Here is a 23,387-nt window from a genome sequence, read left to right as displayed (position 1 = left end):
CTCGCTCGGTGGCTCAGGACAGGCCGAGCTGCCTGCTCAGCGCACGTGGGTCACTGGCCAGTTCCCGCATCCGGGCGATCGAGGCCGGCAACGCGACGGCGTCCGGCTGTCCGGTGCCGGCCTGCCGGCACGCGGCCTTGAACGCGGCCACGGCCTCCGCCCGAACCTCGGTGTACCGGGCGTACTGGATCCACCTCGTGTCGACCGTGACCTCGGAGACGTGCCGCGGTTGCATCGTCACCTCGATCCTGCCGTTCACCCCACAGGTCGTCGCCGTGGCGGTGGCCGACGCCGCGCGGAGCCGCTCGCGGTACGTCCGAAGATCGCGGTCGTACTTGGCGATCAGCTCGTCGACCTCGTCCACCAGGCTCGCCGAGACCTCGCCCGACGGAGGTCCGCCCGCCTCCGGCGAGCGCGCCGACACCGGCCGCTGTTCGAGATCGGCGTTGGCGAGTCCGTCGGCGAGCCAGCTGAAGAACGCGTTGTTCGCCGCGGTCCGGAGGGCGACGCCCAGCTCGCGCGACGCGATCGTGTCCTGCCAGGTCGACGGGATCACCACGTCGACCACCGCACCCGAACCGTCCACCAACACCTTGATCACGCCGTGGTCGTCCGTGCCCTCGAACCCGGCCCTGGCGGGTTTCGGCGACGTCGCCCTGGGACGCGGGTACTCGTCCGCCAGGTCCGGTTCGGCGAAACCGCGATGCCAGTCATCATCCGTCGGCACGCTTGTCCCCTTCCCGGTTGCTCGATGCGTGCTTTCCGTCGGCTGTGCGACCGACCAGACGAGTCTCCCCGGCACACCTTTCATCGTCCTTACCAAACGCCTGCCGTGAAGCGGATAGCCTCAGCGCCATGGAGTTTCGGCTGCTCGGCTCGGTCGAGGCGATCGCGGACGGGCAAGAGGTTCCCGTCGGCCGCCGGCGCGAGCGGTTGTTGCTGGCCGTGCTCCTGTTGGCGGCGGGCCGGCCGGTATCGGTGTCGCGGCTCGCAGAGCTGCTCGGAGACCGCGAGTCCGTACGGTCACCACGGGACGCCATCTACGTCTACGTGTCCCGGTTGCGACGATGCCTGCGCACCATGGGCGTGGAACTGACCAGCACGCCGGTCGGCTACGCCGTCATGGTCGACCCGGACATGGTCGACGCGCACCGGTTCGACCGCATGACAAGACAGGCATGCAACACCGCCGACCCCACCCAGCGGGCCAAGATGCTCGACCTGGCGCTGGGCCTGTGGCGCGGTCCGGCGTTGGCCGATGTCGCCACGAGCGAGCTCCGCGAACAGCTGTGTGCCCGGCTGGAGGAACAGCGGATCGCGGCCGTCGAGTCGAGAGTGGAGGCGTACCTGGAGCTCGGCCGCCACGACGAGCTCATCGCCGAGCTGGCCGAGCTCACTCGTGCGTTTCCGGCCCGGGAACGCCTGGTGGCCGCCAGAATGCTCGCGTTGTACCGGGCCGGACGCCAAACCGAGGCACTCGAGGTGTTCCAGCAGACCGCCGGCTCGTTGGCCGACGAACTGGGTCTCGATCCCGGCCCCCGGCTCGTCGAGCTGCACACCGCTATACTGCGCAACGACCCCGACCTGAACGTCGCCGAGGCGCGGCGGCCGGCGTCGCCGGCGCCGGCTGAGCTGCCGGGCGACCTGGCCACGTTCACCGGTCGCGCCACCGAGCTCGAGTCGCTGCTCACGCTCGGCTCCGGAGTCGAGTCGCCGACCGCCGTCGTGATCAGCTCGATCGACGGCATGGCCGGCATCGGCAAGACCGCGCTCGCCGTGCACGCCGCCCACCGGCTCGCCGACCGCTTCCCGGACGGTCACCTGTTCGTCGACCTGCACGGCTGTACCCCGGGCATGGACCCGGCCGCGCCGGCCGACGTCCTCGACCGGATCCTGCGTTCCCTCGGGATCCCCAGCGCGCGGATCCCGCACACCGAGGACGAACGCGCGGCGCTGTTGCGTACCAGCATGACCGGCCGGCGGATGATCGTCGTGCTCGACGACGCCCTGGACGAGACCCAGGTCCGCCCGCTGCTGCCCGGCGCGCCCGGGAGCCTCGTGCTCGTCACGAGTCGAAGACGGTTGACCGGCCTCGACGACGTCCGGCCGGTCTCCCTCGACGTGCTGCCGCTACGAGACGCGACCGCCTTGTTCAACCGCGTCGCCGGCACGGACGGTCTCGACGAAGACCGGGCGGAGCTGGTCGACGAGATAGTGGGCCTGTGCGGCCGGCTGCCCCTGGCGATTCGCATCGCCGCGGCCCGCCTGCGGAACCGGCCTATGTGGACACTGACGCATCTCGCCGAACGCCTGCGGGACCAGCAACATCGGTTGGCCGAGCTCGAGTCCGGCCGGCGCAGCGTCACCGCCGCCCTCGATCTCTCCTACCGACAGCTCGAGCCCGATCGGCAACGCATGATCCGGCTGCTCGGCCAACACCCCGGACCCGACTTCGACACCCACGCCGCGGCCGCGGTCGCAGACACCACGACGGACCGAGCCGAGCGGCTCCTCGACGACCTGCTCGACGTACATCTGGTCGAACAAACCCGGCCGAACCGGTATCGGTTCCACGACCTGGTCCGCGTCCACGCCGCGAACACCTGCGCGGAGCTGGATTCCGAAGCGGAGCGACGCCAGGCGTCGACCCGCCTGTTCGACTACTACGCCGCGACCGCTTCCGTCGCCATGAACCTGCTCTATCCATATGAGACGGACGCTCGGCCCGGCGTGCCGACGCCCGACGTGCCACAGCCGGCACTCGGCGACGAGGCCGCCGCCGCCGCGTGGCTGGATGCCGAGCTGACCAACCTTCTCGCTGTCGCACAGTGCGACAGACCCGCCCATGTCCTCCACCTGTCCGCGACCCTGCACCGGCACCTGCGCACCCGCGGGCGTTATCCCACCGCCGATGCCCTGCACAGCCGCGCCCTGGACGCGGCTCGCCAGACCGGCGACCGCGTCGCCGAGCTCGACACACTGAACCGGCTCGGGCACGTACATCGCATGCAGGAGCGGTACGGCGCGGCGATCGACTGCTTCGAGCGGGCCGTCGAGCTCGCCGACGAGACCGGACATCGAGTCGGCGAACACGACGCGCTGTGGGGTCTCGGCCAGCTCCACCGCCTGCAAGGCCGATACGCGCCGGCCATCGACTGCTTCCGGGACACCTTGTCCATCGCCCGTGCCCTCGGCGACCGCGCCCGGGAGATCAGCGCGTTGGCGGGCCTCGGTTTCGCCTACCGCGCGCAGAGCGTGCACGCGTCGGCCCTCGACTGCTTCGAACAGGCCCTCACGCTCGCCCGCGCCACCGGGGACCGCACCGGCGAACGCAACGCGCTGGAGGGTGTCGGCTCCGTCCACCGCACCCAACGCCGGTACGACCTCGCCATCGACTGCCATCGGCAAGCCCTGTCCGTCGCCCGCGGCATCGGCCACCGCGTCGGCGAGCTCAACGCGCGGTGGAGTCTCGGCCACGCCTACCGCCTGCACGGCCAGTACGAGCAAGCCGTCGCCTGCTACCGGCAGGCCTTGGCACTCGCGCTGGAGCTCGGTCACCGCAACAGCGAGTTCGAAGCCCGGTACGGCCTCGGGCGGACCGACCTCTCGACCGGGCGGCCCGACCAGGCGCTCACCCACCACCGGCACGCCCTCGAGCTCGCGTGTGACCTCGGCCAGGCACCCGACCAGTCGCGGGCCCACGACGGCCTCGCCCGCGCCTACCGCGCCCTCGGCCGACTCGGGCAGGCTCGCCAGCACTGGCAGCAGGCCCTGACGATCCTCGACGACCTCGGCCTCACCCAGTTCGAGGAGATCGACGCCGCCGAGATCAACACCCGGCTCCACGGTCTCGACAGGACTGTGGAGCAAGGCCGGACAAGCTGACAGCCCGTTCCGCCGTCGTGACACCATGCACCCGCGAGTCGTTGTCGCTGCGAAGTTTCGGAAGGACCTCCTTGTTCAAGCGAATGCTGTCCGCTTTCGGTGTCGGCGGGCCCACGGTCGACACGGTGCTCGACTCGGTGGTCACCCGTCCCGGCGAGGTCATCGCGGGTCGGGTGTGCATCCAGGGCGGCACCAGTGAAGCCGTCATCGACCAGGTGGTGCTCTCCCTCGTCACCCGCGTCGAGGTCGAGACCGCCGGCGGCGAGGCGCACGGCGTCGGAGAGTTCCACCGGCTCGCCGTGGCGACCGATGTTCGCGTACCCGCGAACGAGCGCCTCGACGTCCCTTTCCAGCTGCCGCTGCCCTGGGAGACACCGATCACCGCCGTCGGTGAGGTCGCCCTGCCCGGTGTGACGGTCGGCGTGCGGACCGAGCTGGTGATCACCGGCGCACCGGACAAGGGCGACCTCGATCCCCTGTCGGTTCAGCCGGTCGCGTGCCAGGACCGCGTGCTCGACGCGTTCGGCGAGCTCGGTGCCACCTTCCGGTCCACCGACGTCGAGGCCGGGCGGATCGCCGGGGTGCCCCAGGAGCTGGGCTTCTACCAGGAGATCGAGTTCTACCCGCCCGCGCGCTTCGCCGGGCGCCTCAACGAGGTCGAGCTGACCTTCGTCACCGCCATCGGGACCTGTGGGTCGTGCTCGAGGCCGGCAAGCGCGGCGGCCTGCTCCGCCAGGGCGGGGACACGTTCGGCCGCTTCCACCTGACCCACGAGGACGCCGAGCGAGCCGACTGGAACACCCTCATCGGTGACTGGCTCACCCAGGCCGCCGACCGTGTCCCGGCCTCCGGTGGGTACGGCCAGCACGGGCACCACGGCATGCGCGGCCGCCGCGGCATGGGCGGTGTCGTCGGTGGCGCCGTCGCCGGCCTGGCGGGCGGCATGATCATGGCGGACATGATGGACGGCGAACTGTTCGACGGCGGGGATCTCGGCGCCGAGGAGTAACCCCGACCTGGGGCCCGGCCGTGTCAGGAGCCGTGTCAGGGCTGGGGCAGGTCGGTGCCAGGGCGGCCGATGACAGTGGTCGCCTCGGCGTCGCGCCGGCCGCGGTCGGGTTCCCGCTGGCCAGCTCGGCGAGGCGGCGCACCGGCGGATGGCACGACCGCGCCCACGGCCTCGTAGCCGGCGATCGCCCGTGCCAGGTGGGTGGCCTGGTCCAGGCCGAGCGCGGACCGCTCCCCCGGTTCGAGGTGGCGGCCGAGCTCGTGGTGGGCGCAGGCCCGCTCGTAGGGCATGCCGAGGCGGTCGGCCTCGCGCACGGCACGTACCCACAGCCGCTTGGCCGCCCGCAGCTCTTCCCGGTCCGGGCCCTCGCCGTTCGCCTCCAGGTGCGCGAGGCAGACCTCGGAAGCGCCGGCGTGTGCCTCCAGGGCGTACTGCGTGAACGACGGGCGCGGACCCATCAGCCGGTCGGCGGTGCGGATCGCCTCCCACGCCTACGCGGGCTTGCTGAGCCCTTGGCGCACCGCGCCGATGTTCAGGTACCACTTCGGGTACCACACACAAGCTCTCAGGGTGGTGAGCCGGGGTCGAAGACGCCGATTCTGAGGGCGGCTCGGAGGGTGACGCGGATGATGCCCAGGTCGACGATCTTGGCTTCGACCTCGGCGAGTCTTTTCTTGATGCGACCGGGTGACGCCTCGGCGGAGGTGGTGGACCGGTGGATTCCCATGTCCAGCAGGTCCGCCACCTCTGCCAGGCTGAAGCCCAGCCGCTGCGCCGCCTTGATCACCTGCAGCATGGTCACCGTCTCCGGAGGGTAGATTCGGTGGCCGCCCTGGGTGCGTGCTGGTTCGGCAAGCAGGCCTCGGCGCTCGTAGTACCGCAGCGTCTGCAGGTTCACTCCGGCCGCGGAGGCGACCTGTCCGCTTCGCAGTCCGGTCATCGGCTACCTGCGCCTGACGGCGACCACGTTGTACGTCGTGTCCGCGGTCGGGGGCGTCGTCAGCCGCGCGTTGGGCACGTACAGGCGGTCACCAAGGGCCGATACCGCGGTGGGGACGTCGAAGCGGTGGTCGGTGATGTGGTCGACGACTCGGCCGGCGGTGCCACGGGAGTTGAGGCGCACCACCGCGATCCGGTTGAGGTGGCTCTGCACCACCAGCAGGGGTCTGCCCACTGAGCAGCAGGCCGTCGCCGTGCGGAAGCAGGTCGACGTCGACGGTTCGGGTGTCGCCGGTCCGGGAGTCCACATTGAACAGCTTGCCGGTGTTGCTCTGCATCACCAGCAGCGCGCGACGATCCGGCGTGCGCGCGATCCCGTTGGCGTTGAGGCCCTCCGCCATGACGAAGTCGCCGGACAGCTGCAGGCGCACGAACTCGGTCGGCAGCTCGGCACCCCGCAGCGGCAGGCCGTACAGCTCCGGATGGCAGGAGTCGGTGAACCAGGCGACGTCCTCGGTGAGGACCACGTCATTGACGTACGTGTCACCGGTCGCGAACCGGAACGCGGTGAACTCGGTGCCGGTACGGGCATCGAGCACACAGGCGTTCCCACCACTGCCACCCGCCACGAACAGCCGGTCGTGCCGGTCGGTCTTCATGCCGACCGACGGGGTCCCACCACCCGGGTTGATCATCGTGCCGTGGCCGGAACGTAGGTCGTACCGGAACACGCACCCGTCGGCCAGCGACGCGAGGTACGCGAACGGGCCGGGGCCGATGGTGATGCCGTCGGGCTGGAACCCGTTGGGCAGCGCGAACTCCCACGGCATCGGGTCGGCACTGGCCACCGCACGACCGAGCACGGTAATGGCGGGCGCGGCGGCGGCCGCGGTCAGAAAGGCACGTCTACGCATCTGGCGTACTCCGTTCAGATTCGGAAGACTTCTTGGTCCGCGTCCGGCTCGATGTCCTCGGCGCCGAGAACCGCTTGCGCCGTAACCCGATCCCGGATGATCCCCGCGACCGCCGCGACGGTGCCGGCCTCGAAGAGCACCGCGTTGGGCAGGTCCACGGCCAGGTGGTCGAACAGCCTGTTGCGCAGCCGGACCGCCATCAACGAGTCGAGCCCGATCGTGTTGAACGGGGTCTCGCCGAACGTCGGCCGCAGCTCGTCGCGCTGCGCGGGAGTCAGTCCCATCAGGACCGAGACCTCCGCCAGCAGCAGCTCCATCAGGTGCCGGTCCGCGGCGGGCGGGTCGGACAGGGCCAGCTCGCGGATCTCCGTGGCCGGAACGGTCACGGACGGTGCCGGCGGCGCCAGGTCGGCCAGCAGCGTGTCCGTCCGACCGGTTGCCGCCGCGAACCTGACCCAGTCCACTGTGGCCAGACCGAGCTGGGTGTGGTCGTCACCGATTGCGTGGTCCAGCGCGGCGGCACCTTCGGCGTCGGAGATCCCGTGGATGCCGGCACGCTCCAGCTCGGCGAGCAGTCCGGGCCGGGTGGCGAGGCCACCTTCCGCCCACGGGCCCCAGTTGACGCTCGTGGCCGGCAGGCCGGCGTGCCGCCGCGCCTGGGCGAGACCGTCCAGGAAGGCGTTCGCCAGCACGTAGTTCGCCTGGCCGGGGTTGCCGATCAGGGCCGCGAGCGACGAGTACAGCACGAAGAAGTCCAGCGGCCGCCCGGCCGTGTGCCGGTGCAGGCTCCACGCCCCGTCCGCCTTGGGTGCCAACACCTTCTGGAACCGCGGCCAGTCGAGATCGGCCAGCATGCCGTCGTCGGTGGTCCCGGCCGCGTGCACCACGCCACGCAGGTTCGGCACGGACGCCACGAGCTCCCGGACCGCCTCGTCGCTCCCGAGATCCACCGCGCGCAGCGACACCTCCGCTCCGGCGGCCCGCAACTCACGCAGCCAGCCCTCGTCCTGGTCGGGGAGAGTGCGTCCGGCCAGCACCAGGCTTCGGGCGCCGAGCGCGACGAGGCGCGCCGCGGTGACCCGGCCGAGAGCGCCCCAGCCGCCGGTGATCAGGTAGTCGGCGTAGGGCCGCAGCGTGACGTCCCTCGGCTTTGTCTTGTCCGAGCGCAACTCCGCCCGGTACCACCGTCCACCACGGACCGCGAGGTGTCCCGACGCCTCCTGTGCCCGGGCGCGGCCCAGCACTTCGGCGACCGGCCTGGGTGCGCCGTCGTGGCAGTCGTCCACCTGCACCACGTGCAGCGCCGGGTTCTCGGCGATGAGCGTCCTCGTGAGGGCGGTCGCCGCGGCCTGGGCCGGCTCGGGGGTGCTGCCCAGGACCGCGGCCGCGTTGTGCGAACAGACCACGACGGCCGGTCGGGCGGTCGGTTCGGCGGCCAGCAGCCGGCCGAGCGGCAGCGTCGTGCCTCGCGCGATCGCGGCGAGCGAGCCGGAGCCGGACCCGCCGGGGCCGGCGTCGACCAGAATGCCGGTCAGCGCGGCCAACTCCGGCTGATCGTCGGCGACCGCGCTCAGTGGTTTCGCACCCGCGTCGCTCAGCTCGGCGATCCGCCGCTGCGCCGTCGCCGGGTCCGGGCTGAGCACGAGCCAGGTCTCGCCGGCGAGGTCGCGGGCCGGCGGTTCGTCCTCGACGGGGACCCATTCCGTCACCAGGCTGCGCAACGACGGCTTCGGCTTCACGACGTGCTCGTCGACCGGCCGCAGGGCCAGGCCGCGCAGGTCGACCAGGACCACGTCGCCGGCCGTCACCTGGAGGTCCACGGTGCGGTCGCCGACCAGCCGCACGTGGCACGTGACCTCGGTCGGCAGGGCGCCGGTGACCTGAAGGGAGTCGACCGACACCGGCACCAGCGGCCGACCGTCCGACTCGACGAGGGCGGCCGCGACGTGGAAGCAGGCGTCGAGCACGACCGGGTGCAGCAGGTAGGCCTCGTCGCCCGGGCCGCGTTCGGCCACCTCGACCTGGCCGCGCGCCACCCGGTCGCCCCGCCGCAGCGATCGCACGGCCCGAAACGCGGGTCCGTAGCCGATGCCGTTGTCCGCGAACCGTTGGTACAGCTCCGAAACCCGCACCTCGGTGGTCTCGGCACCGCGGTCGTCCGGTGTCGGTCGCGGCTCGTGTGCGCGCACCGAACCGACCCGCGCACGCTCCTGCCAGCGGTCGTCCTCGTCCTTCGCGAAGCAGGTGACCGAGCTCCCGTCGACCACCGCCTGGGTGGGCACCGACCGGTCGTCCGGCATGGGAAGGAACGAGGTGAACCGCAGGTCCTCGAGGAGCCACCCGGCACCGTCGCCGAGCTTGGCGCGGGCGGCCCCGAGCGCCCACTCGATCATCGCCGAGCCGGGGAGGACGGGCAGGTCGAACAGCCGATGCTGGTCGACGAACCACGGCTGCCCGTTCTCGAGGGCTCCGACGTAGTGGTCCTTCGTCGCCCCGACAAGGTCGGCGTGGGTGCCGACCAGCGGGTGGCCGGCGCCCGGACCGACGTCCCGGCGGACGCCCGCCCGGTACCAGTGCCGAACGGGCCGCAGCGGATGGCCGGGCAGCGTCGCCGGCGCGGGCGCCGAGTCGGTGGGATCGAGGGTGGAGAGGTCGACCGTGCCGCCGTCGGCGTACCAGCGCGCCAGGCTGGCCATGAGCTGCCGGTCGTCCTCGTTGCCTCGATGTCCACTGGTCAGCCAAGTCGCATTCGGCAACCCACGCTGGGCCAGCGGTGTGAGCACCGGCTCCGGGCTCACCTCGACGACACAGCGAACGCCGAGCTCGGCCAGCGTGCCGACCCCGTCCGCGAACCGCACCGGCTGGCGCAGCTGCCGAGCCCAGTGCCCGGCATCCAACGGATCGTCGCCGAGCGCCACCCCGGTCAGGTTGGTCACCAACGGGATCCGCGGTGCGCCGTGCTCGATCGAAGCCGCCTCGCGTGCGAGCTCCGTCGCGACCGGATCCATCATCGCGGAGTGGAACGCGCGGGACACCGTCAGCCTGCTGACCTTGGCACCGTGGCGAAGGCAGTGCTCGGCGACCAGGCCGGCCGCCGCCACGGGGCCGGAGATGGTGAAGTCCTCCGGGCTGTTGATCGCCGCGACCACCACGTCATCGGCGAGCTCCAGCGTGCCGAGCAGCGCCTCCGGGCGCTCGGTGTGCACGGCGAACATGGCCCCGGGAGGCGCCTCCTGCATCAGCCGGGCCCGCATCAGCACCAACCGCATGGCGTCGGCCACGGTGAGCACCCCGGCGACGCAGGCCGCGGCGTACTCACCGAGGCTGTGTCCGAGCACCACGTCCGGACGCACGCCGTAGCTCTGCCACGTCCGAGCCAACGCGTAGTGGACGAGGAACATCGCCGGCTGGCCGAACCGGGTCTGCGCCAGGTCGACCAGCTCGCCCGGCGTGCCGGCCACCGTGGGCAGCAGCGACACGCCCAGCTCCGCACGCGCCACCGCGTCGCATTCCTGCGCCGCGTCGCGGAAGACCGCGTGCCGCGAGTAGAACGGACGCGCCATGCCCGTCTGCTGGAAACCCTGGCCCGGGAACAGGAACGCCGTCGGTCCGGGCCCGCCGTGCCGCGCGGTGCCCGTCACGACCAGACCGGACGGCTCACCCCGCCGGTGCGCACGCAGCAGCTCGACCGACTCGCGCTCGGACCGCGCGACCACGACCGCCCGGTGCGCGAAGTGGCTGCGGCGAACGGTGGCGGCTCGGCTGAGGGCCGCGAACGACGTCTCGCCGTCCGTCTTGTTCAGCAACTCGGCGGTGTCGTCCACCAGTTCGCCGAGCGCCGAGTCGCTCCGCGCGGAGATCGGCAGCAGCCGCCACCCGCCGTCGTCGGTCACCGGCGTCGTGGGCGACTCCGGTGCCTCGCTCACGATCACGTGGGCGTTGGTGCCGCCGAAGCCGAACGAGCTGACGCCGCCCACCCGTCGGGTGCCGTGGTCCCAGGGTGTCGTCTCCGTCGGAACGCGACACTGCGTGCCGTCCAGGGAGATCAGCGGGTTCAGCTCGGTGAGGTGCAGGTGGGCGGGCACGATCCGGCGTTCGACGGCCAGCACGGTCTTGATCAGCCCGGCGATGCCCGCCGCCGCCTCCAGGTGGCCGATGTTGGTCTTGACCGAGCCGACCAGCACAGGTGCCGACCGGCCCGAGCCGTAGACCTCGGTGATGCCCGCCATCTCGATCGGGTCGCCAAGGGAGGTCCCGGTGCCGTGCGCCTCGACGTGCCCGACCTGTCCGGCGGACACGCCGGCGGCGGCCAGCGCCTGCCGGATCACGATCTGCTGCGCCAGGCCGTTCGGCGCGGTGAGGGTGTTGGCCCGCCCGTCCTGGTTGACCGCCGACCCGGCGATCACGGCGCGGACCCGGTCGTTGTCGCCGCGGGCGTCGCCGAGCCGCTTGAGCACGAGCACGCCGCAGCCCTCGCCCCGCACATAGCCGTTGGCCCCGGCGTCGAACGTGCGGCAGCGACCATCCGGCGACAGCATGCCGGCCTGTTCGTACGCCGAGGTCAGGTCGGCGTCGAGCAGCAGGTTCACGCCGCCGACCAGTGCCAGGTCGCACTCACCCCGCCGCAGGCTCTGCACGGCCTGGTGCGTGGCGACCAGCGACGACGAGCACGCGGTGTCGATCGCGAGGCTCGGGCCGGTCAGGTCGAAGAAGTACGAGAGGCGGTTCGCCGCGATGCTGAGCGCGGTGCCGCTGCCCGTGTAGGCCACCGGCTCCGCGCCGTCGCGGGTCTGCAGCTGGTGGTAGTCCGTTCCGCAGATGCCGACGAACACTCCCGCCGACGTGCCCGCCACCGACTCGACCGGGATCCCCGCGTCCTCCAGGGCCCGCCAGGCGTTGGTCAGCAGCAGCCGCTGCTGGGGGTCCATGGTCGCGGCCTCGTCCGAGGAGATGCCGAAGAACCGGGCGTCGAAGCCGGCCACTTCGGCGAGGAAACCGCCGTGACCGGTCATCGGCCACCGGTCCGCGGGAGTCTCGGCGACCGCGTCCCGCCCCTCGACCAGGAGGTCCCAGAACTCCTCCAGTGAGGGCGCACCGGGGAACTCGCAAGCCATGCCCACGACCGCGACCGGCTCGTCCGTCGCGGCGGGCACCACGACGGGGTCCGGGGTGTGCGGCGCCGCGTCCAGCGCCGCCGCGAACCTCTCGATGGTCGGGTGGCTGTACAGCATGGTCGGGTCGATGGGGCGGCCGAGCTCCGCGGCGAGCTCGCCCGTCATCGTCGTCTGGGTGACCGAGTCGAGGCCGAAGGCGCCGAACGTGACGTCGAGGCCGACCTCGTCGACCGGCAGCCCGGTCAGTGCCGACACCCGCGCGCGCAGCCAGGTGATCACCGAGCCGCACTCGACGGCGGCGACGGACCGCTCTCCGGGGCCCGAGACGTACTCGCCGGGCAGCTCGCCGCGAACGAACAGCCGCCGGCAGTGGCGCCTGCGGAGCTTGCCGCTGGTGGTCAGCGGCATGGTGCCGGGGCGCAGCAGCACCACGGTGTCGACCGCGACCTCGTGCTCCTCCGTGACGGCGCCGCAGATGGCCGCCGCGACCTGCGCCGGGTCGTGCCTGCCGTACTCGGCTCGCTTGAGCTCGTGCGCGACGACCAGGCGCTCCTCGCCGTCCCGGTCGACCGAGAAGGCCACGCACACGCCACGGTTCAGCGCGCGGTGCGCGTGAGCGGAGGTCAGCTCGATGTCCTGCGGGTGGACGTTGCGGCCGCGGATGATGATCAGATCCTTGAGCCGGCCGGTGATGTACACCTCGCCGGACACGATGGCGCCGAGGTCGCCCGAGCGCAGGAACGGGCCCGTCCCGTCGGCCAGACGGGCGCCGAAGGTCTCGACGGTCGCCTCCGGCCGCGCCCAGTAGCCGGGGCACACCGTCGTGCCGCTCATCCAGATCTCGCCCTCGGCGCCGTCCGGCTTGGGCTCCCCCGTCTCGGGGTCGACGATCAGCAACCCGGAGTCGCCCAGGGTCGAACCGTTGCCCAGCAGCCGCTGCCACTGCGCCGCGGGAGTGTCACCGGTCGCCTGTCGCAGCCGGCCTTCGCCGAACTCGACGGCGTCGACGTCGAGCGCGGTCGGTCCGCCCTCCTGCTCCGGCGACACGATGGTCACCAGGGTGGCCTCGGCCATCCCGTACACCGTGCGCAGCGCGCGCGAGCCGAACCCGCACGAGGCGAACGCGTCGGCGAACCGGTTCAGGGTTCCCGAACGGATCGGCTCGGCACCGAGACCGAGCACCCGCCACGAGCTCAGGTCCAACGTGGACCGTTCGGCCTCGGTGATCCGCTCGGCGCACAGGTCCAGTGGGAAGTTCGGGCTGAACGACGCCGTCGCCCGGTAGCGGCTGATCGCCGCGAGCCACCGGTACGGACGCTGCACGAACGTCGGCGGCGGCATCTTCACCGTGGTGCCGCCCAGCATGAGCGGCATCGTCAGGCCGGCGACCAGGCCGAAGTCGTGGAACAGCGGCAGCCAGGACACGACGGTGTCGTTCTCGTCCAGGCCCAGACCCGCGCTGAAGATGCGAATCTGGTGGGTCAGGTTCTCGTGCGTCACAATGACGCCCTTGGGATTGCTGGTGGAACCCGACGTGTACTGGAGGTAGGCGAGCGAGTCCGGCGCGATCTCGGGCGGCGTCCACTCGTGCTCTACTTCGGACAGCTGGTCGACAGTCCACAACCGACAGTCGCCGAGCTCGTCCGCGCTCAAGTCCTCCTTGTGCACGATCGCCGCGCTCGGCGTGCAGTCGACCAGCACGTGCTCGACGCGCTCGCGGTGCGAGGCCCGGGTCGTCGGGCTCAACGGGACGGCGATCGCACCCGCGTACAGGCAGGCCAGGAAGCCGACCACGTAGTCGGCCGAGGTGTTCAGCATCAGCAACACGCGCTGCCCGGCCATGCCCTCCGCCTGCATGCGCGCCGCGATCATCCGAGCCTGTGCGTCGAGCTGCGCGTAGCTGAGCCGCGTCTGCTCGGTCTCGCCGTCGGGCAGCAGGACCAGTGCGATGTGGTCCGGCCGCCGCAGGGCGTGGTCGCGCAGGGTGTCCACAATGGACCAGGAGCGGGGCATCACATGGTCTCCCGCAGGTGCTCGGCGAGGGCGGCCGCGACGTCGTCGATGTTGTCGTCGGCCAGCAGGGTGTAGTGGCTGCCCCGAGCGCGCTGCGCGGTGACCTGTCCGGTGGTGGTCGTCTGCCATCCCCAGTCGTCGTCGGCGTCGTTCGGGTGGCCGGTGAACTCACTGACCCGGCCGGACGCGGCGCGCAGGACGACGACGTCGGCCGCCAGCTGCGGCGACTCGTAGGTGCGGCAGGCACGCACCACTCCGGAGAACACCTCGAAGGCGTGCGCGAGCGCCGCGTCGTCGACGTCCACCGACTCGCCCGTGCGTCGTGCCACCAGGTCCATCCCGGCCGCCAGCCGCTGTTCGGACGGCAGGGCGAGCAGCTCGGCCCGGTCCTGCTCGGTGGCCTCGTCGGCGTGGAAGCCCAGGTCGAGGTCCTCGAGGAACCACAACAGGAGCGTCACCTCGTCGACCTCGGCCGCCGGGAGCGGCACCGGGGAGTCCAGCACGACGAGCAGTCGCACCTTCTCGCCGAGCTGCTCCAGGCGACGGGTCACCTCCGCGGCGATCACCGCGCCGGAGGACCAGCCGCCCAGCACGTACGGCCCGGCCGGACGCACCCGGCGGATCTCGTCGACGTACTCGGCGGCGAACTCCGCGACGCTGCACGGCACGTCCCGCCCGGCGTCCGGCCCGGGAGCCTGCAGGGCGAAGACGTCGGCGTCGATCCGCTCCGCGAGCGACCGGTAGCACAGCACGCTGCCCCCGGCGGGGTGCACCAGGAACACCGGGGCGCCGGTGTCGGTCTTGCGCATCGGCACCAACGCGGACCAGGAGGACGCCTGCTCGAGGTACTCGCACAACGCGGCGACCGTGCGTCCGGTCAGCAACGCGCCCAACGGGATGCGGCGTCCGACGCGCCGAGCGATCTGGCTGATCACCCGCAGGCCGGCGAACGACTGCCCACCGAGCTCGAAGAAGTCGTCCTGCATCCCGATCGGACGGACGTCGAGCACCTCCGACCAGACCGCGGCCACCATCTCCTCGAGCGGGGTGCGGGGCGCGACGAACTCCGGCCTGGTCGCGGGCTCCGCCGGCGCCAGCTCGTCCAGGGCCCGGCGGTCGACCTTTCCGTTGGCCGTCAACGGCAACCGGTCCGTCACGCCGATCGTCGCGGGCACCATGTAGCGCGGCAGCCGGGCGGCGAGGAACTCCCGCAGCTCCGCGTCGGCGACCGGCTGACCGTCGGCCGGCACGACGAGCGCCGCGAGCTGGCGGCCGGACGAGGTGTCCCGCACGGCGACCAGCGCGCGGCGCACCGCGGGATGTTGGCCGAGCACGTGCTCGATCTCGCCGAGCTCCACGCGGAAGCCCTGGATCTTGACCTGGAAGTCCGCCCGGCCGAGGAACTCGATGTCCCCGCTGGGCAGGTACCGGCCGAGGTCACCGGTGCGGTAGAGGCGCTCACCGGTGCGCGGATGGGTGACGAACGAGGCCGCGGTGCGCTCCGAGTCGTGCCAGTAGCCGACGGCCAGGCCGATTCCGCCGATGTACAGCTCCCCCGGCACCCAGGTCGGCGCGTCGGCGCCGGACGAGTCGAGCACGTGCCACGTCTGGTTGGCCATCGGCCGGCCGTACGGGATGCTCGTCCACTCCGGACCGACCGCCTCGACGGGGTAGTAGATCGACCAGATCGACGCCTCGGTGGCGCCGCCGAGGCTGATCACCCTGGCGTTCGGCGCCACCCGCCGGATCCGGTCGGGCAGGTCCACCGGAACCCAGTCGCCGCTGAGCAGCACCACGCGCAGCGACGGGAGGTCGGTGCCCGACTCCTCGGCCTCCTCGACCAGCAGGTGCATCAGCGCCGGCACCGAGTTCCACACCGTCACGCCGTGCTCGCGCACCGCCGACACCCACGCGGCCGGGTTCTGCGTGTCGTCCGGTGCCGGCAGCACGAGCGTGCCGCCGGCGTGTGCCGTGCCGAACACGTCGTAGACGGACAGGTCGAAGCACAGCGAGGAGATGCCGAACACGACGTCGTCGGCGGTGATGTCGAAGCGGCTGTTGATGTCCGCGATCGTGTTGAGCGGTCCACGATGGTCCAGCGCGGCGCCCTTGGGAGTGCCGGTGGAGCCGGAGGTGTAGATGACGTACGCGAGGTCCTGGGGCTCCCTGGGTTGGCCGGGCGCGGACGGGTGGTCGCCCGGCTCCTCGACGGCGTGGACGGAAACCGGTGCGAGAGCGGCCATCCGATCACTCAGTCGCCGCGAGGTGATCAGGTGCGACGCGTCGGTGACCGCCGCCAGGTGGCGGATGCGGTCGTCGGGCCACTCCGGGTCGACCGGCACGTAGGCGCCGCCCGCGGCGAGCACGCCGGCCACCGCGACGACCTGCTCCCACCCCTTGGGCAGGACCACGAGAACCAGCGAGCCGGGCTCGATGCCACCGGCGTGCAGTGCGGCCGCGAGCCGATCGGCCTGCGCACCGACCTCGCCGTAGCTGAGTGTCCGCGTGCTCGAGCGCACCGCGACCCGGTCGCGATCCTGCCGCGCCCGCTGCTGGATCGGCTCGTGGAGCAGACCGGGCGGGACGGGCGCGCCGGCCTCGTTGAGCAGCGCACGCTGCTGGCGTTGCGCCGCGGGCAGCAGGTCGAAATCCGCCCGGTCCCACATCGCGTCGTCCCGTGCCAGGCCGACGACCAGGTCACCGAAGGCGCCGAACATGGCGTCCATCAGGCCCGGCGGGAACGCGGACTCGATGACGTCCCAGGCGATCCAGCATTGCTCGTCGTCCTGTGCCCAGAACTGACAGTCGACCAACACCTGCGGGGTCTCCAGCGTGGAGAACACCGGTCTGTCGAAGCTGCCCATGAACAGGCCGCTGCTGACGACGAACGGGCAGGCGGCCCGGCCGGGAGCCCGGCGATGCTGGTTGAGCGCCTGCAGCACGCGCACTCCGCTCCAGTGCAGGTGCTGCAGGTCCTCCTGCACGCGGGCGGCGAGGCGTCGAGCCCGCGTGACGAAGCTGTCCTCGCCTCGCCAGTCGACCTCGAGCGGGTACAGCGCCGCGAAGTTGCCGACGATGTGGCTGATGTCCGGGTGCATGGGCATCCGGTGCGTCACCATGTTGTTGAGCAGGAAGTGTCGCGAGCCGCTGAACTTGCTCAGCGCCTCGGCGTAGATCGCGTACATCACGGTGCTGGGAGTGAGCCCGCGACCGCGGCCCTTCTGTTGGAGGGCGACCCAGTCCTCCGCCGTGACGACCAGCTCGCGGCGGCTGAGCTCGGAGCGCTCCGCGTTGCCCGCGCCGGCGACCGTCGGGATGGGCGGCGGACCCGGCCAGTCCGGGATCCGGTCGCACCAGTACTGGCGCGACCGCGCGCCGAGGTCGGACTCCTCCGTCTCGGCGAGGGCCAGCACGCAGTCCCGGGCGCTGATCCGCAGTGGCCGCAGTTCCGTGCCGGGGTCCTCGTAGAGCGCGAAGACGTCCTTGAGGAACCGGTTGGTGCCGACGCCGTCGGAGTAGAAGTTGTTGTTGTTGTAGTGGATCCGGCCGGTGCCCGCGCCGCGGAGGCTGACCTGCACGTCGAACCACGGCCAGGTGTCCAGCGGCAGCTGCCGGCGACGCAGCGACTCTCGTAACCGCGCCAGCTCCCCCGCCGCCTCGTCGTCGGACAGCTCGCGGAAGTCGTGTACGCGCGGGACGAGCGGCGTGAGCTCCTGGATGCGCCGTAGCTGCATGTCGTCGGTCAGGACGGTGAGGTTGTCCCGCTGCCGCAGCAGGTTCCGGTTGAGCGCGCCGTAGAACCGGTCGACGTCGAGGTCGTCGACGTCGAACTCCATGTACTGGTGCGGGCGTACGTGGTACTCGAGCCCGGCGGCCGAGCCGATCAGGAACGAGGTCTGCAAGTCCGACAAGGGAAACGGCTCGTCGGCGGCCGACGGGTCGGGCGTGACCACCGGCAGCTGGTTCGCCACCTGGTTCGCGGGTGACACCGTCGAGAGCCAGCGGACCAGGCTCGGCTTGTGGAGGGCCAACTGCTCCCGGATCTGGGGAGTCAGCGCACCGCGTGGCGCGGCGATCTCCAGTTCTCCGTCGGCTACCAGACGGACCTTGATGTTCGCTCGCGCGAGATCGGCAAGGACGGGCTGCAGGCCATCCGTAGTCGTCACCAGTTCCCCTAATGAAGGTTCGCCACGTGATGCGGCTATCGAGTTCGTAGTGTCGTCGTTGAAGCAGACTTCAAGTCAACAAGGACGAAGCCCGGCAAAGAGAATTCGGCTGGCCGCGGGAGATTCCGCGGCCAGCCGAACGAAATTAGTCGTCTAGACCTGACTACTGGCGGCTCCCGGCCGCGAGGTGACCGCTGTGGCGGTGGCACCGGCCGACCCCGCCGCCTTCGGCCTGTCGTCCTTCCCGAAGTGCTGTGCGCCACCGGCACGCAGCATGCGGAGGCCGTTGCCGATGATCACCAACGCCCATGCCTCGTTGAGAAACACGCCCTGGGTCAGCGTGAACCCGCCGGTGACCGCGAGCACGACGAGAGCCGCGATCGCGGCCAGGGACAGTCCGATGTTCTGTGCGATGACCCGACGGGACCGCCTGGCCAACGCCACGGAGTAGGGCAGCTTGGTCAGGTCGTCGGCCATGAGCGCCACGTCGGCCGTCTCGAGCGCGACGTCGGTACCCGCCGCACCCATGACGATCGCCACGTCGGCGGTCGCCAGCGCAGGGGCGTCGTTGACGCCGTCGCCGACCATCGCGGTCGTGCCCGTCTGCTTGATCTTCGTGATCGCCGCGCTCTTGTCCTCCGGCATCAGTTGTGCGCGCACGCTCTCGATGCCGAGCCGGCCCGCGATCGACTGCGCCACGCGTTCCCGGTCACCGGTCAACATCGTGGTGTGCGTGACACCCAGGCCGCGGAGGCCTTCGATCGCCAGCTGCGCGTCGGGGCGCATCTCGTCGGCGACACCGAGCAGCCCGATCAGCTGGTCGTCGACCCGGACGGCGACCGGGGTCGCGCCGGCGTCCTCGATGGTGGCGAGCGCCGCACGGGCGACCTCGTCGTCCAGGTCCCCGACCCGGCCGATCGCAACATGGTGACCGTCGACGGTGGCCTCCGCGCCGACTCCGGCGAGCACGCGGACATCCGCCGCCGGCTGGACGGTGACGCCGCGCTGCCGCGCCGCGTTCACGATCGCCTCCGCGATGGGGTGGGTGGCGCCCGCCTCGACCGCCGCGCTGAGCTGCAACAACGTGGCCTCGGTGTAGCCGTTCAGTGGATGGCTCTCGACGAGGATCGGCCGGCCGAGAGTGAGCGTGCCGGTCTTGTCGAACGCGATGTTGCGCAACGTGGCCAGCTGCTCGAGATAGGCGCCGCCCTTGATCAACACGCCGTCCCGCGCCGCCCGGGCGACCGCGGAGACGACGCTGACCGGGACCGAGAGGACGAGCGAGCACGAGCACGAGACGATGAGCACCACCAGCGCCCGGTACACGGCCTCGGCGAAGGTGATGTCGAACAGGAACGGTCCGAGCCCGGCGAGGAGCACCGCCACGGCGATCATCACCGGGGTGTACACGGTCGCGAACCGATCGGCGAACCGCTGCGCGCGGCCCCGGTTCTGTTGCGCCTCCTCGACCTCGTGGATCACCCGCGCCAGAACCGTGTCCTGGAAGGGTTTGCCGACCTCGATCCGCAGTGCGGCGTGACCGTTCAGGGTGCCGCCGAACACGGTGTCGCCCGGGCCGGCCTCCACCGGCATCGACTCACCGGTGATCGCCGAGGCGTCGATCCACGAACCGCCGGCGGTGACCGTGCCGTCGGTGGGCAGCCGGGCGCCGGGCCGAACCAGGACGATCTCGCCGACCTGGAGCTCCTCCACGGGCACGGACTCGGTGGAACCGTCCGCGGTGAACCGCTCGGCCTTCGGCGGACTGAGATCCATCAGCTTCTGGATCGACTTTCGCGCGCGGTCCGCGACATAGCTTTCGAGCACGACGCCGAGCGAGAAGATCACGACCACGCACGCGGCCTCCGCGACGTTGCCGAGCGAGATCGCCCCGGCCACCGCGACGATCAGGAGCATGTTGATGGAGAACCGCTTGTTGCGCAGCATCGTCCATGCGTTGCGCACCGGGTAGACCATGCCGAACGCGACGGTCGCGGTTCCGAAGCCGACGGCGATCGCCTCGTTGTGCCACACGTACTCGGCGAGCTCGGTGACGATGAGGAGCAGCGCGGCGATCTCGAGGAGCCCCATCTCCGGCCGCAGCCACCACCGCGACCTCTTCTTGGGTCGGTCCGCCGCCGTCTCGATGGGTTGCGCCGGCTCGAGGGTGATCCCGGACGCGCTGGCCGTGCGCATCAGCACGCGATCGTCGACAGTGGACGCGGCCTCGACGGAGAGGGTTCCGGTCGCCGCCAGCATCGTCACGTCGCGGACGCCTGGCACCCGCCGAAGTGGAGTCAGGTCGCTCGCACATTCGACACAGCCGGAAATGACCCGGTATCGGCGTATGCCGACATCTGTTTCCGGTGGCGCGTCGATGCCGCCGGCGCCATCCAACGGGGATGCACACATGGCATGTCACCTGCCTATTTGTCAACGGAAGCACCGCTAACCCGAACCTAAGGCTTGGGGTCGGCACCAACGTCAAGGCGACGGCGACTCTTAATCGTTCCAGTTGCTTTCTGCCGACGTACCAGCGTCGGCAGAATGAAGACACTCGCGGCAAGCAGGATGATCGCCACGAGTATCGCGATCTCGGCACCACCGACCACGCCGGCGATGAAGAACAATGGAAGCACGCAGCAAAAACCGCAGACAATGGCAATCAACACATTGACAATCGGCCGAACGGTTACCCGGCGTGGACGCGACATCTCAGACGCCGTGCGGCGATCCCTCGAGCGCCCGCTTGAGGAGGTCGGGCGGCTCGGTCTTGTCACAGTCCGCGAGGTACCCGCCCGGTGCCATCTGGGGGCAGTCGCCCAACGCGTGACACTCACAGCACAGCGTCTGCTCGAGCAGGGCGAGGAGACCCTTCAGCTGGGCGATCCGGGACTGGAGGTCCCTTCGCTTGTGCATCGCGAGCCGCCGCCAGGCCCCGTTCCTGGCCAGACTGCCGTTGAGCAGCTCCGAGATCTCAGCGAGGCTGAACCCGATGTGCTGGCAGACCTTGATCACCGAGAGGCGCTGCAGCACGGCCAGAGGGAAGTGTCGCCGGCCGCCGATCTTGGCGCCGGTGTTGATCAGTCCGCACCGCTCGTAGTAGCGAAGCGCCGACGACGCGACTCCCGATCGCTTGGCGACCTCGCCGATCGGAAGTAAGTTTTCCTCCTGTTTCACCGCTGCCCCTGGGGTTGACTTAAAGCTGGCTTCAACCCCGACACTACCTCCAACGAGGCCAATGGCCAAGAGGACTGGTGGCGACGATTCCGGGGGTAAACACAGGCCACAGAAGACGCAATCGGAACCATGAGTCCTCCTCAATTCGGGGGTTGTGCACGAGACGGCGATCGGCTAGGTCGGCACGCGGATCGGCCGGTGGTCAAGGTCGGTCCTTTCCGACCTTGACTTTGACACCGGACCTACGACTACGGTCTGTGATGTGAGCCAGATGTATATTTCTCAGCTCGCCGAAGTATCCGGTGTTCCGGCCACCACACTCCGGTATTACGAATCAGTCGGCCTCCTGTCCGCCGACCGCGACCCGACCGGTTTTCGGGTGTTTTCGGAGGACGCCGTGACCCGCCTGGCATTCATCCGGGCCGCGAAACACCTCGGCGTGCCGTTGGTCGAGATCCGAGATCTTCTCGTGGTCTGTGACGATCACGTACCTCCTCCCCTGAAGATCGAGCTTCGGCGCCAGCTGTCCACCCGACTCGGCGAGGCCGAGCACCGGGTCCAAGAGCTGACGACGTTCACGGACTCGCTGCGCCAGGCGCTGAGGCGGCTGGACAAGGTGTGACGGCTAGCCGGGTGATCGACTCGGTTCCATCTCGTCGTGGTCGGCGCGCTCGGGTTTGAGGACCCATTGCCACAGGGTGGCAAGACCGGCGGCCGCGACGACGGCCACCGCCGCGAACAGGAGCCAGGCGCCGCCACCCGAGCCGGCCCACGTCTGGGCGGCGGCGGTGAAGTCGTCCATGAAGGACACGACGGGATCGGCGGCACGCTTCTCGACCGTCGAGAACAGCGTCATTCCCCAGTAGTAGACGAGGTAGCCGCTCACCAGGAGCAGCAGACCGCCGTTCACCCAGCGAAGTCGCGGCAGCGCCTTGGCCAGGACGCGCGCCACGCCGTCGCGGAGGATGGCGGCACCGACCGACAACGCCATCAGGACGACGGCCATGCCCAGTGCGTACGCGCCGAACACGATGACCGCACCGAGCGCGCCACCGCCGGTGAGCGACGCGCCGATCACGACGAGGAAGATCGGCAGGGTGCAGCCCAAGGACGCAAGGCCGTACCCGACACCGAACATCAACATCGTCCGGGGGCGCCGGTGATCGTCACCGGGACGGACCCGCCGCACGTTGATCTCGATCCTGCGACCGGTGAGCGTCGCCACCGCGACGACGCCCATGACGACGCCGATCCCGAACCCGAGCCACGGAACCGCGGTGGCAACCTGACTCGCGCCGAGCGCGATCGGTCCGGCCAGTACGACGAACACCGCCAGAAATCCCGCGGTGACCAGAAGGCCGACGAGAACTCCCTGCAGCATGCGGGTTCTGGCCGGCGGGAGCTGCTGCTCCTCGGCGCCCACGTACAGCGACAGAAAGGCCGGCAGCATCGCGAACCCGCACGGGTTCAGAACGGCGAGTCCGCCGGCGAGGAACGCGACGACGACCGGCATCAGTCCGTCGCCTGCCTGCGCAGCAGGTCGAGGTAGGCGTCATCGACCGGGGCCGCGTCGACGTCGAGGATCTTGCCCTTCTCGTCCAGGAGGAACTTGGTGTCCAGGGCCCGCAGGTCGACGCTGGTCGACAGCCGTGCCGCCGAGTCGAGGGCGACCCCCCAGTCCTTGCCGGCGTACTGCTCCCGCCAGGAGGCGATGGCGGACTTCGGCTCGTTGGGGTTGACGAAGACCGCGACGACCTTGATCGCGCGGTCCGCGAGCTCGTCGTTCAGCTGCCGGACCTTGACAGCACCTACCTGGCAGGGCGCACATGCCGCGTCGGTGAACCACACCAGCGACTTCTCGCCGGCCAACGACTCCTTGGCGACCGTCTGTCCATCCAATGTGGACAGACGGAAGTCCGGGAACGACTTGCCGACCGAGCCCGCGGTGGAGTCGACACCGGCCGAACGCGTCGCCTGAGCGTCGTCGTTGCCGACGAGCTGGAACACGACGACGACCGCGGCCACCATCGCGACCACGGTGACCGCCGAGGCCGCGGCGACCCGGATACGCCGTGTGCGTTGTGCGGCCGCCTGCCGCGCGCGCTGGTTCCGGCCCATGCTGCTACTACTCCACCCGTCAGTGTCGAGACGGCCAGTTGGCGGAGTG

13 protein-coding genes and 1 pseudogene are annotated in these 23,387 nt (G+C 70.8%); 3 read left to right on the top strand and 11 right to left on the bottom strand.

The window, feature by feature from the left end; translation table 11 throughout:
- Window positions 1–13: 13 nt before the first annotated feature.
- Window positions 14–727, bottom strand: a complete 714-nt coding sequence (locus ACRDSK_RS02515; protein ID WP_431438219.1) for a hypothetical protein — start codon at window positions 725–727, stop codon at window positions 14–16.
- A gap of 128 nt (window positions 728–855) precedes the next feature.
- Between ACRDSK_RS02515 and ACRDSK_RS02510 the strand changes: the two genes are divergently transcribed.
- Together ACRDSK_RS02510 and ACRDSK_RS02505 are read left to right on the top strand one after the other, a co-directional pair.
- Window positions 856–3,885: a tetratricopeptide repeat protein gene (locus ACRDSK_RS02510; protein WP_431438218.1), complete on the top strand. Its 3,030-nt coding sequence runs from the start codon at window positions 856–858 to the stop codon at window positions 3,883–3,885.
- Window positions 3,886–3,956: 71 nt separating this feature from the next.
- Window positions 3,957–4,894, top strand: a pseudogene (locus ACRDSK_RS02505) (sporulation protein).
- 35 nt (window positions 4,895–4,929) lie between these two features.
- Here the strand turns inward: ACRDSK_RS02505 and ACRDSK_RS02500 are convergent.
- The 8 genes from ACRDSK_RS02500 to ACRDSK_RS02465 form a co-directional block, all read right to left on the bottom strand.
- Window positions 4,930–5,352, bottom strand: coding sequence for a hypothetical protein (locus ACRDSK_RS02500; protein ID WP_431438217.1), 423 nt, complete (start codon window positions 5,350–5,352; stop codon window positions 4,930–4,932).
- Window positions 5,353–5,459: 107 nt separating this feature from the next.
- On the bottom strand, window positions 5,460–5,834 hold the full coding sequence (locus ACRDSK_RS02495) for a MerR family transcriptional regulator (RefSeq protein WP_431438216.1): 375 nt from the start codon (window positions 5,832–5,834) through the stop codon (window positions 5,460–5,462).
- Between the two features lie 88 nt (window positions 5,835–5,922).
- Window positions 5,923–6,747 carry a superoxide dismutase gene (locus tag ACRDSK_RS02490; protein ID WP_431438215.1) on the bottom strand — a complete coding sequence of 275 codons (825 nt, stop codon included), beginning with the start codon at window positions 6,745–6,747 and terminating at the stop codon, window positions 5,923–5,925.
- A 14-nt stretch (window positions 6,748–6,761) separates the two neighbouring features.
- The gene (locus tag ACRDSK_RS02485) at window positions 6,762–13,874 is read right to left on the bottom strand and encodes an SDR family NAD(P)-dependent oxidoreductase (protein WP_431438214.1); all 7,113 of its coding nucleotides are present in this window, start codon (window positions 13,872–13,874) and stop codon (window positions 6,762–6,764) included.
- Window positions 13,874–18,040 (bottom strand): amino acid adenylation domain-containing protein, encoded by a 4,167-nt coding sequence (locus tag ACRDSK_RS02480; RefSeq protein ID WP_431438213.1) that lies wholly within the window; start codon window positions 18,038–18,040, stop codon window positions 13,874–13,876. Before ACRDSK_RS02480 ends, ACRDSK_RS02485 begins: the two co-directional genes overlap by 1 nt.
- A gap of 153 nt (window positions 18,041–18,193) precedes the next feature.
- Window positions 18,194–20,323, bottom strand: coding sequence for a heavy metal translocating P-type ATPase (locus tag ACRDSK_RS02475; RefSeq protein WP_431438212.1), 2,130 nt, complete (start codon window positions 20,321–20,323; stop codon window positions 18,194–18,196).
- 176 nt (window positions 20,324–20,499) lie between these two features.
- The gene (locus tag ACRDSK_RS02470) at window positions 20,500–20,754 is read right to left on the bottom strand and encodes a hypothetical protein (protein WP_431438211.1); all 255 of its coding nucleotides are present in this window, start codon (window positions 20,752–20,754) and stop codon (window positions 20,500–20,502) included.
- Between the two features lies 1 nt (window position 20,755).
- Window positions 20,756–21,220 carry a MerR family transcriptional regulator gene (locus tag ACRDSK_RS02465; protein ID WP_431438210.1) on the bottom strand — a complete coding sequence of 155 codons (465 nt, stop codon included), beginning with the start codon at window positions 21,218–21,220 and terminating at the stop codon, window positions 20,756–20,758.
- 271 nt (window positions 21,221–21,491) lie between these two features.
- On the opposite strand from ACRDSK_RS02465, the gene ACRDSK_RS02460 reads away from it, so the two are divergent.
- Window positions 21,492–21,842 carry a MerR family transcriptional regulator gene (locus tag ACRDSK_RS02460; RefSeq protein ID WP_431438234.1) on the top strand — a complete coding sequence of 117 codons (351 nt, stop codon included), beginning with the start codon at window positions 21,492–21,494 and terminating at the stop codon, window positions 21,840–21,842.
- Window positions 21,843–21,845: 3 nt separating this feature from the next.
- On the opposite strand, the gene ACRDSK_RS02455 is transcribed toward ACRDSK_RS02460, so the two are convergent.
- Both ACRDSK_RS02455 and ACRDSK_RS02450 read right to left on the bottom strand, forming a co-directional pair.
- The gene (locus ACRDSK_RS02455; protein WP_431438209.1) at window positions 21,846–22,733 is read right to left on the bottom strand and encodes a cytochrome c biogenesis CcdA family protein; all 888 of its coding nucleotides are present in this window, start codon (window positions 22,731–22,733) and stop codon (window positions 21,846–21,848) included.
- The gene (locus ACRDSK_RS02450; RefSeq protein WP_431438208.1) at window positions 22,733–23,338 is read right to left on the bottom strand and encodes a TlpA family protein disulfide reductase; all 606 of its coding nucleotides are present in this window, start codon (window positions 23,336–23,338) and stop codon (window positions 22,733–22,735) included. Before ACRDSK_RS02450 ends, ACRDSK_RS02455 begins: the two co-directional genes overlap by 1 nt.
- Between the last annotated feature and the right edge of the window lie 49 nt (window positions 23,339–23,387).

This window comes from Actinophytocola sp. (genome assembly GCF_050699915.1).
Taxonomy (GTDB): Bacteria; Actinomycetota; Actinomycetes; order Mycobacteriales; family Pseudonocardiaceae; genus Actinophytocola.
This window is presented reverse-complemented; position numbering and strand designations above follow the sequence as displayed.

Excerpts from the sequence above, each read along its gene's own strand:
- ACRDSK_RS02450 (WP_431438208.1), bottom strand. The coding sequence starts at position 23,338 with ATGGGCCGGAACCAGCGCGCGCGGCAGGCGGCCGCACAACGCACACGG.
- ACRDSK_RS02500 (WP_431438217.1), bottom strand. The coding sequence starts at position 5,352 with ATGGGTCCGCGCCCGTCGTTCACGCAGTACGCCCTGGAGGCACACGCC.
- ACRDSK_RS02470 (WP_431438211.1), bottom strand. The coding sequence starts at position 20,754 with ATGTCGCGTCCACGCCGGGTAACCGTTCGGCCGATTGTCAATGTGTTG.
- ACRDSK_RS02490 (WP_431438215.1), bottom strand. The coding sequence starts at position 6,747 with ATGCGTAGACGTGCCTTTCTGACCGCGGCCGCCGCCGCGCCCGCCATT.
- ACRDSK_RS02455 (WP_431438209.1), bottom strand. The coding sequence starts at position 22,733 with ATGCCGGTCGTCGTCGCGTTCCTCGCCGGCGGACTCGCCGTTCTGAAC.
- ACRDSK_RS02510 (WP_431438218.1), top strand. The coding sequence starts at position 856 with ATGGAGTTTCGGCTGCTCGGCTCGGTCGAGGCGATCGCGGACGGGCAA.
- ACRDSK_RS02460 (WP_431438234.1), top strand. The coding sequence starts at position 21,492 with ATGTATATTTCTCAGCTCGCCGAAGTATCCGGTGTTCCGGCCACCACA.
- ACRDSK_RS02485 (WP_431438214.1), bottom strand. The coding sequence starts at position 13,874 with ATGCCCCGCTCCTGGTCCATTGTGGACACCCTGCGCGACCACGCCCTG.
- ACRDSK_RS02495 (WP_431438216.1), bottom strand. The coding sequence starts at position 5,834 with ATGACCGGACTGCGAAGCGGACAGGTCGCCTCCGCGGCCGGAGTGAAC.